Below are 11206 nucleotides of genomic sequence, written 5' to 3' on the forward strand. Positions count from 1 at the left end.
ACTCGTCCCCTGTGCACCCTCGCTCCCCGGAAGGTGTCCCATGCCCCACGTCCACCCTCCCGGCCGCTGGTCGGCGCGGTTCGCGGCCGCCGTCGCACTGGTCCTCGCCGGTGCCGGCGTCGCGATTCCGGCCGAGGCCGCGGCACCCGGACCGCCGCCCCCGCCGCCGACGATCCCGCACAAGGCCTCACCTCCGGTCGCCACGCCGCGTCCGCCGCTGGACATGAAGTCCACACGGGTCTCCAAGACGGCCACCCGGCAGGCACCCGCCACCCCGCCGAAGCAACGTCAGGGTGTCGTGCCCGGACAGGTGCTGGTCACCCTGGACACCGGGACGACCGTGACCGGGACCCCGGTGCCCGGCACCCGGGTCGGCGCGCGCAAAGCCCAGACCAGCAACGCCCAGGTCAACACCCAGCTGCACCGTTTCGGCGCGAAGTCGCTGCGCCCGCTGGTGCGCGGCACCGCCACCGGCACGGGCCTCGGGCAGTCCTATGTGCTCCAGACCGGCGAGCGGGACTCGGCGTCGGTGGCCCGCGTCCTGCGTGGCACTCCGGGCGTCGCTCTGGCCGAGCCCGACCGCTACGTGAACACGATGAACACCGGCGGGACGGCGCTGCCCAAGGCCGCCCTCGCCGCGTTCCCGAAGACCCGGAAGCCGAAGACCCAACAGAAGGCCCTACAGCAGGGGGCTGTCCTCCCCACCAACGACACCGTCGCCAACTCCGCGCAGGCGTTCCTCAACTCGGGCGGGGTGAACGCGATGGGCGCGTTCTCGCTGCTCCAGGGGGAGCACGGCCAGCAGCCGGGACAGGGGCAGGTCGTCACCAACGTCTCCATCGGCGACCTCACCGACCAGTCCATGGCCGACGCCGGGGACTCCTACGTCAAGGGCAACGGCCCGACCACGGTCGTCAAGGACGGCCAGCGCTACCTCGACCTGCCGTCGATGCCGCTGATCCCCACCTACGTCGCCAAGGCGGCGGGCGGCCTGGACGCCACCGGGTCCACCGAGGGCCAGGACGCGTCGCTCGGTGAGGTCCTTCTCGACTTCAGCGTGATGTCGCCGCTGGCCCACGACCGGCAGCGGCCCGGCGCGACCGGCAGCGGCTACACCGACCTGCTCGGCATCGCGCCCGGCACCGGGTACCGCCTGGTGGTGCCCGAGCAGCCGACCATGACCCAGCTTGCGGGGACCCTGCTCGCCGCCGCCCACCAGAGCCCGCGGCCGAACGTCATCACCGCCTCGCTGGGCTTCGGCACCGACACCGAGGGCTTCCCGGGCCGGTATCTGGAGGACGACCCGTACATCCGCTCCGTCGTCGCGTCCATCGTGCGCGAGGGCACCGTGGTGACGATCTCGTCCAACGACGGGACCCGCCTCTACACTCCGGCCGCGGTCGGCCCGGACGGCGGCAGCACGCCCACCGACCTCGCACCCGACGAGCGCCGCGCCACGCGCATCGACGACGTGGCCGAGTCGACGACCCCGAGCCGCGTTCCCGACAGCGGGGCGATCGCCGCGGGCGGCACGACCCTGGACGACATCCTGGCCGCGGGCACCGACGGTCCCGCGACCACGGCCGAGACGAGGATCAGCGGCGAGGGCACCTTCTCGTCCGGATTCGGAAGCCGCGTCACCCTCTCCGCGCCCAGCGACAACATCCTCTCCTTCTCGCACGCGATCGGCGGCGGGGCGAGCGACGTCGACGTCTCCCTCAACGGCGGCACCTCCGCCTCCGCGCCCGAGATCGCCGCCGCCGCGGCCGTCGTCCTGCAGGCCGGGCGTATCAGCGGCCGTCCTCTGACACCGGCCGCGGTGCGCCAGATCCTGACCTCCACCGGACGGGCCGTGCCCACGCCCGCGCAGATCGACCGGACGCTGCAGGTCGGCCCCCAGATCGACGTCACCGCCGCCGTCCAGAAGGTCCTCGGCGCCGACCGCTCGCGCCCGGGGCCGCAGATCGTCCGGCTCGGCGTCGCTCACCGGGTCACCCGCGGCGAGCTCGGCGGCTCGTTCCTGGAAGGCACCGACCAGAACCGCATCGACCTGGGCGACCGCGCCTCGGGCGGCGACGGCAAGGCCCTGACCGGCCCGGTCACGTTCGCCGGTGACGTCACCGGCGCCGCGCCCGGAGCCACGTACGCGCTGAGCGTCGGCGGGAAGACCTTCGCCTCGCGGACCCCGGGGATCCGGATCACCCCGGAGCAGCTGCTCACCGCCGCCGGGCAACCCGTCGTCTCCACCACCGACCGGCAGGTGACCGTCACCTACAGCGTCCTGGAGGACGGCCGGACCCGCGCGAGCACCACCCGCACCCTCACGGTCGGCCCCAGCGACGGCACCACCACCGAGGCGCTCGCGCCCAAGGCCCCCGCGACCGTCGCCGGAGGCAAGTCCGTCACGGTCTCCTATGACCTCACCGGCGTCGCGGGTGTCGACAAGCCGCAGCTCGTCGTCTCCACGGTCGGGCACTGGAACCCGGTGCTCGCCCCGGTGTTCACCGCCGGCTGGCACCAGGAACTGACCGAGAAGAAGGGCACCGTCACCATCCCCGCCTCGGCGTTCACGGGCGGCGGCGGCCTCTACGGCATCGGCACCGTCCAGTCCGGCTTCGACTCGGCCAACCCGCGCTTCACGGTCTACGGCGAGTTCGCTCCGCTGCGCGTCACCGGCGCCACCGCCGCCGAACGTCCCGAGGCGCCCCTGCTGACCGGCGCCAACGGCGTCACCGGGCACACCGCCGAGGTCAGCCGCGCCGCCCCCGCCACCACCGTGAACTACGACGTGCGGACCGTGCCCGGCGCCCACGCGGCCCAGATGGAGTTCGCCACACCCGGCCCCACGCTCTACGGCACTGTCAACACCTTCACCAACGTCAACGGCACCCAACTCGACCATGACGGCGTGAACAGCCCGTCCGCCTACCAGCGGGTGCTGCACGACACCCATGGCACTGTGAAGTTGGACCCGGCCCGCTTGGGCCTGACGGGCTCGCTGTCCTATGGCGTCCGGGTCCTCGCCCTGGACCGCTCCGGTCACGTCATCGGCCAGGCGTCCCCGGTGTCCACGCTGGCCTTCGACGACGGCCTCCCGCCGGACGACTCCGGCGTGCTCGGCTTCGCCGCCGCCGGGGAGCACTCGGTCGCCGCGCTGGTCACCGCCACCGGAACCGAGGTCCGCCACTACTCCGCCGCCACCGGACGCTACGGCGCCGTCATCACCTCCGACCCCGGCGACTCCTACTACCAGGTCGTCGGCGCCACCGCCGACCGCGCCCTGCTGATCCATGCCACGGGGGACGGCAAGGTCCACGTGGAGACCTGGAACACCGGCACCGACAAGCTCGTCCGCTCGACCGAGCTGCCCGAGGAGGACGGCTACTTCGTCACCGGCCAGGTCGACGCCGCCCGCTCCCGGGCAGCGCTGCTGCTGTACGCGCCGGGCAAGAACGCCGCCCTGCCCATCGACCTCAACACCGGCGCCGCCGGGAACCCCATCCCGATCAGCGTCTCCGGAAACACCGTCCCGTACGGCCTGCTCGCCGTCGACAAGGCGTCCGGACAGGTCTACCTGACCCGGCAGGCCGGTCCCTTCAACTGCATAGGCGCCGGTCAGGCGGCCCGTGTCGACCTCGACGCCCGGACCGTCGGCTACACCGGCTCCATCTCCCCGTGCGGCTACGGCGCCGCCGTCGGCGGAGGCAAGCTGTACAACCTGTTCGCGAACTCGATCAGCGTCAACCTCGTCCCGACCGCCACGCTCGGCCCGGTCGACCTCGCCACCGGCACCCCCGGAACCTCGATGCCGGTCCGCCTGGGCAAGCCGCTCGGACTCGCCGTCGACGACGTCCACGACCTGGCCGTCATCGCCTTCCCGACCCCGGTCGGACGCGCCTTCTACGGCTCGTCGGCGATGGTCATCCCCGACAACGACCCCACCGGTCAACTCGCCGTCGTCGACCTCAGGACCGGCAAGACCGTCCGGACGCTCAACGGTTTCCTCAACGGCCGGCACGGCCCGCCGGACGACGTCGTCCAGCTCGACCCCGCGACCCGCACCGGCTGGACCTTCGGCCCGTACGACACCCAGATCCAGCAGTTCACCTACTGACCCGCCCTCGCACACCCCGCGGCGGCCCGCCGACCACCCGGTCGGCGGGCCGCCGCCCGCGTTCGGGCCGGCCGGCTGCGACCACGGGGCCGAATGGGAGGCGAAGCGGCCGGAATTCGATCACGACCGCGATTGAGTTTTCACAGGTCAGTGGCGGCACTCGCAGAAGAACTCGAACCCCGACCAGCAGATTTCAGGGGAAACGGCGAACACGCCTTATGGCTGCCACGGGCGGTTTCATGTTCGCCGCCGCCGCGCTGGTGTTGGCCGTATGAGGTCGCGTGATGGCGTTGTTTCGCGGTGGCCTTCTTGCGGTTCCGGTGGGACGAGGATGACGGGAACGGATCCGATGTCCTCCACGGCCGACTCGGTGCTTGGCCGCTTGGACCCGGACCTGCGGTCTCGCGACGGGGGAGGGAAGGCGAAGCGGACGGTGGCGATCGTGGCCGGGTACGGACCCGGGACCTAAAGGGCGTCCGCAATGAAAAGGAGTAGTTCACCCCGCCCGTTTCGGCCCGTCCGAACAATTTTTGCTTATTGTGAGCGCCGATTGTGGGGTCCTAACGTCAGCGGCGTGGGCCCGCCAGGGGCCCGACCGGGAGGGGCAAGGATGGCGTTCGTACGGGCGGGCAAGACGGACTTCACGGCGATCATTCCGGGGCGGGTCGATCCGTGGGAGGCGCTGTTCCTGTGGCGGGACCGGGTCGCGAAGATCAACACCGAGAAGCTGATCTCGGAGGGGCGGCTCGTGGACGCCTACGACACGCAGCTCGCCGGGATCCCCGAGCGGTTCGCCAGTCACTCCGACGCGGCGTTCGACGTCCGGAGCACCACGGGCACGCGGCGGACGATCTTCATCCAGGCAGATCTGTGCCTGGACTGGCAGTGGGGTGGCATGCCCAGGTATCAGGGGCCGATCTCCGAGATGCCGGACTTCGGGCGCCACATCCCGACCGAGTTTCGCAGCGACCTCAACGCCGTCATGGGACTGCCGGACGGCAGCAGCATGCTGCTCAAGGGGGACCAGTGCGCGGTCATCGACTGGGGCCCCGCGGGCGGCTGTTCCTACAAGGGCTCCCTGACCGACATGCCCAAGTGGAAGTGGTGGAATCCGCCCTCGGCGATGAGCGGTGACTTCGACCACGCCGTGATGTTCAAATCGCCGGACATGCCCCGTGAAGAGACCCTGTTCATCAAGGGCGACCAGGCGATGATCTTCAACTGGGACGGCCCCGGCACCAGGGTGGTCGGCAGCTACGCCCAGGTGGCGGCCGGGCTCGACGCCCTGCCCGTCCCCTACAACGTGAAGACCGGAGCGGCGCACCATGCGCCCCAGAGGACACCACCGCCGCCGATGAAGAGCACCCTCACCACCGACTGGTCCACCATGGCCAAGGGCGCACCTCTGACGCTGCGCTACTCCACCTCATCGGCCAAGGTCAGCGACAAGAACTGGATCGGCCTCTACCCCGCCGGTCCGACGCGTCCGCCTCAGGAGTCCTTCGTCTGGGCGTACACGCCCGACGCCAAGGGCAGCACCACCCTGGACACCGGCAGGCTGCCCGGGCCGGGCACCTACGCGGCCTGGTACTTCTACAACGACGTCTACGACGTCCTGGCCGGGCCGCTCGTCTTCACTCTGACCTGAGCCCACGACCAGACAGGGGTCCTGGTGAACGTTCACCGGGACCCCACATCCGTCCCCGCGTCCCCGCGTCCCGGGCGACGATGGTCCCGCTTGCTTTCTGGGTAGTTGACGAGTTGTGGCGGAGAGCGGGAGCGCGGGGCGGGCGGGCGCCGTGCCCGGCGTGCTGGTCATCGGAAACGGTGTTCTCGGGTTGTCGATCGCTTGGGAGGTCGCGCGGCGGGCCCCGGACTGTCCTGTCACGGTCGTCGGGCCTCCCGAGCGGCCGGGGGCGGCGTCGGCGGCTGCCGGCGCGATGCTGAACTGCTTCGGGGAGGTCACCGCCCAGACCTTCGACCACCCGGCGGGACGGGCCAAGTTCGACATCGCTCGACGGGCCCTGGACGCTTGGCCCGGCTGGCTGGAGTGTTTGCGTCAGGACGCCGATGAGCCTGGCCTGGGGCAGGACGCCCCGCAGGGCACCTTCGTCGTGCTGGGGGCCAAGGCCGCGGACCAGACCATCGCCAACTACGAGGCGATCCTGGCCGTGTTGCGCGCCTTTGACGAGCCGCACCAGGAGGTCGCTCCATCCGACATCACCGGCTTGGCGCCGGAGGTGAACGCGCGTCCCGTTCGGGCCCTGCACCTGCCCCGGGAGGGTGCCCTGGACGCCCGGGCCACCCTGCACGCGCTGGAGAAGGCATTGGACCGCCGCGGCGTTGCACGGGTGCCGCAGAGCGCCGAGGGATTGCACATCGTCGGTGAGCGCGTCCGCGGCGTGCGGCTCGCTGACGGCACGTTGATGAACGCCGACGCGGTCGTGCTGGCCGCCGGGAGCCTCAGCCAAGCGTTCATCCAGGAGCTGCCACCAGGGCTGGTCCCACCCATGCTGCACGGCGCCGGACTGGCCGTGCAGACACGGCGTGAGCTGTTTCCCGGCTTCGCCGAGGTCGTCCGGTCTCCCAACCAGGCCGGTGCCTGCGGACTGCACCTGGTGCCGCTCACCGGTGATGGCGACGAGTACATCGGTGCCACCAACGTCCTGTCGTTCCACCCGATCGCCGGCCCTCGGATGGGCGTCTCCTACAACCTGCTCCGCAGCGCATGCGAGCAACTCGACCGGCGGCTCGGCAATTCCAGCGTGCGGCGCTGGCTGTTCGGCCGCCGTCCCGTCACGCTGGACGGCCTGCCGTTGCTGGGCGCCGCTCCGTCCTGCGGCCTGATCTTCGCCACCGGCACCTACCGCGACGGGTTCCACAGCTCGCCGCTGATCGCCCGGCACATCACCGACGTCATCCTGCGCCCGGACCAGGCGGCGGCGAAACCATGGGAGCACCTGGCGCCCGAACGGGCTCCCATCGAGCAGACCACCGTCGCCGAGTCGATCGAACGGTTCGTCGCCCACGAGATCGACGCCGCCGTCATCCTGGGCATCCAACTGCCCTATTGCGTCGATCCCGAGGCACTGACCCGCCAGTCCCGGCAGCGGGCCACCGAACTCCTCGAACGGCTCGAGGAACCCGTGGCGCTGTTGCCCGAAGTCCTCAACGCGCTGAACAACGAACCCGACGCCGGCAGCACACTGCTACGCCCCTACCTGCGGCACGCCCGCGCCCACTATCGATCCAGCGCAGGCCCGACCACGCGGCCGTCCCCACAACGCACGCCTCCCGGTCCGCCATCGAGCCCACCGAATGCGGTCAAGCGCTGAGCGGCACATCCGCTGCCACCAGACGCCGATCCGGCACCTCCTTTCTCAGCGCCGGGCCGTCCGGCGAGCGGCGCGGACCAGGTGGGCAGGGCGGCGAAGGCGGATTCGGCTGTGTCCAGCACGCTGCCGGAACAGTGGGCGGTGCCCTGGTCAATGGTCACGGCGTCCTCCGGATGACGGAGATCGTGGGCGTCCTGCACGCCTGCGCGATGCTGACCCGCCTCAACGCCTCCATCGCCCGGATGCGGCCCTCGCCGCCCCGGTGGTTCGGGGGGGCGAGGGCTGGTGGTCATGCGTAGGTGATGTCGACTCTGAGTTCGGCCTTGTTGGAGGTGACGGTGTCGCCGTCCTCGGTGTGGCCGGTGGCGGTGGCGGTGTTGTCGACGTGGCCCCGCGATCTCTCCTTGTCGGTGACTTTGTGGATGCCGTAGCAGGTGGCGGTCTGCCCCGGCTGCAGGGTGCCGGTGGAGCAGGAGATGGTCCCAGTGCGGGAGTCGTGGATGGTGATCGCGTTGATGGGCAGGTCGCCGGTGTTGGTGACGATGAAGCGGTAGCGGATGGCGTCGTGTTCGCGCCAGGCGCTCAGTCCGGCCGTGCCGCCCCAGATGCTGGTCTGAACGGCGGCGCCCTTTTCGCTCGTCTGGGCGGTGTCCGGGACGCTCATTCTGGCGTTGTGTCGGGAATGCGCCCAGCTCCTGGCCTTGGCGTGCTTGGTGTGGCGCTTGTCGGGCTTGACGAAGCCGGCGAACTGTTTGTCCAGGTGGAGGCTGGCGTGGGCGGGTTGGGTGCTGATGGCGACGGTGACCGGCTCGGACTCCGAGGGCGGGCATTCGCCGTCGCCTTCGTAGCGGGCGGTGATGTGGTGCCGGCCCTCCTCCAGGTCGCTGACCGTCAGTGTCGCGACGCCGTCCTCGTCCACCGGGGCGGTGCCGATCTCCCGGTCGCCGTCGTAGAAGGCGACCAGCCCGGTGGGAGTGCCGAGGTTGCAGGTGACGTGCGCCGTGAGGGTGACGTCCTCACCCGGCCCGGCGTAGGTCGGGTGGGCGGCCAGCGAGGTCCTGGTGGCGGCCGCCTCGGCGAGCACCACGCTGAAGGAGTGCCCGGCGGTGATCTGGGTCGCCGCGCGCTGGGCCGGGAGCGGCATGAACACCGGAGTGGGACGCGCGGTGTTGGTGCCGTCCCCGAGCTGCCCGGCGTTGTTGGTCCCCCAGCCCAGGACGCGGCCGTCGGTGGTCAGCGCGACACTGTGCCAGTGCCCGGTCTCGATCTGGGAGAGCCGGACGCCGGGCGGAAGGAGCACCTCCACCGGGGTGAGGCGGTTGCCGGTGGCGCCGTCGCCGACCATCCCGCCGCTGCCGCCGCCCCAGGAAAGCCCCCGGCCGTCGGAGGCCAACGCCACGCTCGTCGTGCCGCCGCCGTCGATCTGGGTGATGTGGACCCCGGAGGGCAGGTGCACCTCCACCGGGCGGTTGCGGTTGGTGGTGGTGCCGTCCCCGAGCTCCCCGTCGTAGTTGTATCCGGTGGCCCAGACCCGGCCGTCGGAGGCCAGCAGCAGGCTGTGCGACCCTCCGGCGGCGACCTGGGTGACGTGCACGCCGGCGGGCAGTGCCATCTCGACCGGGGTGAGGCGGTCGGTGTTGGTGCCGTCCCCGAGCTGTCCCTGGGCGTTGCGTCCCCAGCCCCAGACCCGGCCGTCGGTGGTCAGCGCCAGGCTGTGCCCTCCATCGCCCGCGACCTGGCTGAAGGCGATGTGCTCGGGCAGGTGCACGTAGTGGGGAAGGGGGCGGTCGGTGGTCGTGCCGTCGCCCTGCGCCCCGTAGTAGTTGGTGCCCCAGGCCAGGACCCGGTGCTCGGTGGTCACCGCCAGGCTGTGGGATCCTCCGCCCGCGACCTGGGTGACCCTGACGCCGTCGGGCAGGTGCACCTCGACCGGGGTGAGGCGTCTGGTGGTGGTGCCGTCTCCCAGTTGCCCGTTGCCGTTCAGGCCCCAGCTCCAGACCCGGTCCTCGGGTGTCAGCACCAGGGTGTGGTAGTACCCCGAGGAGACCTGCTTGACCTTGAGGCCCTCAGGCAGCAGCACCGCGCCCAGGGTGTTGCGGTTGGTCGTGGTGCCGTTCCCCAGCATTCCCTGGGTGTTGGTCCCCGTGGAGTAGGCGAGGTGGGTCGGCGGCACCGTGCCCGCCGACGCCGTCCCCACCGGTACCAGCCCCCAGGCCGCGCCCACCGCGGCCGTCAGCACGGCCACCGCACCGCGCCACCGCGCCCGGCGCCGTCGGCCGACGCCGTTTGCCCCGCCCTCGGACGGGCCGTCCCACCCAACAGTCATCACGCATCCCCCGATGCCGATCCGATGCCGCTGACTCCGCCCCATCGGCGCCGACGACGTCGGCCAGGACGGCCGACGACCACGCATACCAGGAAAGGCGAAGATCAAAGATCACCGCACAGAGTATCCACGCAATGACCGAAAGTGTTCGATCCAGGCGGGCGGCGAACTCGCAGCGCCCCGCGGGCGGCAACCTACGGGCCGCGGCCGGCACCCGTGGCCGGGCGGACGCAGGTCTCCTCCGGCTTGGCCCGCTCGGGGTGAAGGTGGCGCGGCGTGCGAATCGAGCTGGCGCGGGGGGCAGGTCAGGGTTTGTGGGCGACGCCGCAGTAGCCGTCAATGTCGGGTCCGGTGAACGGGCCCGGGTCCGGGCGCCACTGGTGGTAGCGGACCAGGCCCGGCTCGACCATGGCCAGGCCGTCGAAGAACACGGTGAGGCGTTCGGGGGTGCGCAGGTGGTAGGGGACGGCGCCGCTGTCCTTGTACAGCCGCATCGCCTCGGCGTGCCCGGCGACGTGCCTGCTGTCGGTGCCGTCCGACAGGGACAGGTGGCTGCCGGCGGGCAGCGGCTCGAGGAGCCGGCGGATGATCGCGGTCGCCTGCGCGTCGTCGGCGACGTGTCCCATGACGCCGTTCAGGATGAGCGCCACCGGCCGCGACAGGTCGAGGGTCCGCTCGGCGGCCTCGAGGATGCGGTCGGGGTCACGCAGGTCGGCGTCGATGTAGGACGTCGCGCCCTCCGGCGTCCCGGCGAGCAGGGCACGGGCGTGCGCGAGGACCAGCGGGTCGTTGTCCACGTACACCACGCGGGTCTCGGGCGCGATGCCCTGGGCGATCTCGTGGGTGTTGTCGACGGTCGGCAGCCCGGTGCCCACGTCCAGGAACTGCCGGATCCCGGCGTCGGCGGTGAGGAAACGGATCGAGCGGCGCAGGAAGTGCCGGGAGGCGCGGGCGGCGTTGACGATGTCGGGGTACAGCTCGGCGACCCGGTCCCCGACCCGCCGGTCGACGGGGTAGTTCTCCTTTCCGCCGAGCCAGTGGTTCCAGATCCGCGCCGAGTGCGGCACCGTCACGTCGTTCGGAACGCTGCTGGGGACGTCGTTCGGGGCTTCGCCGGTCATGCCGCCATGCTCCACCCGCTCCCGCGCGGCGGCCACCGATCGGTCAGAGGAGTGTCAGGACCCGTCCCGGCCATGTGACGATGCCGGTCGAGGAACCAGACGGTGATCTCGGACGGGACCGAAACGGTCACGAGCGCTCGACCGTCGGGGGAGAAGGCCGCCGCGAAGAGGCCTGGCATGCTCCGCGGACACCTCACCTTGAGGACGGCCGACCGTCTAGTGCGCTGACCACATACGTTCGCCGGGTCTGGTGACACGCCGGATGGCGTCCGCTGTGTCGGGGCGTGTGGGGTTCACTGTCGATGGTGAG

The 11206-nt window shown here is 71.4% G+C and carries 5 protein-coding genes; 3 read left to right on the top strand and 2 right to left on the bottom strand.

Going from position 1 to position 11206, the window contains the following annotated elements:
- Positions 1 to 40 precede the first annotated feature (40 nt).
- The 3 genes from AB0L06_RS20010 to AB0L06_RS20020 all read left to right on the top strand — a co-directional run bounded on the left by AB0L06_RS20010 (position 41) and on the right by AB0L06_RS20020 (position 7449).
- Complete coding sequence (locus AB0L06_RS20010; RefSeq protein WP_500232514.1) at positions 41 to 4114, top strand: S8 family serine peptidase; 4074 nt, start codon at positions 41 to 43, stop codon at positions 4112 to 4114.
- Positions 4115 to 4724: 610 nt separating this feature from the next.
- A complete protein-coding gene (locus AB0L06_RS20015; protein WP_500232515.1) occupies positions 4725 to 5762 on the top strand; it encodes a hypothetical protein in 1038 nt (345 codons plus the stop codon).
- A gap of 115 nt (positions 5763 to 5877) precedes the next feature.
- Positions 5878 to 7449, top strand: a complete 1572-nt coding sequence (locus AB0L06_RS20020) for an NAD(P)/FAD-dependent oxidoreductase (protein ID WP_500232516.1) — start codon at positions 5878 to 5880, stop codon at positions 7447 to 7449.
- Between the two features lie 289 nt (positions 7450 to 7738).
- Here AB0L06_RS20020 and AB0L06_RS20025 read toward each other — a convergent pair whose 3' ends face one another.
- Both AB0L06_RS20025 and AB0L06_RS20030 read right to left on the bottom strand, forming a co-directional pair.
- Positions 7739 to 9775, bottom strand: a complete 2037-nt coding sequence (locus AB0L06_RS20025) for an RCC1 domain-containing protein (protein ID WP_500232517.1) — start codon at positions 9773 to 9775, stop codon at positions 7739 to 7741.
- 305 nt (positions 9776 to 10080) lie between these two features.
- The gene (locus AB0L06_RS20030; protein ID WP_500232518.1) at positions 10081 to 10896 is read right to left on the bottom strand and encodes an SAM-dependent methyltransferase; all 816 of its coding nucleotides are present in this window, start codon (positions 10894 to 10896) and stop codon (positions 10081 to 10083) included.
- Between the last annotated feature and the right edge of the window lie 310 nt (positions 10897 to 11206).

It is taken from the genome of Spirillospora sp. NPDC052269 (genome assembly GCF_040679435.1).
GTDB lineage: Bacteria > Actinomycetota > Actinomycetes > Streptosporangiales > Streptosporangiaceae > Spirillospora.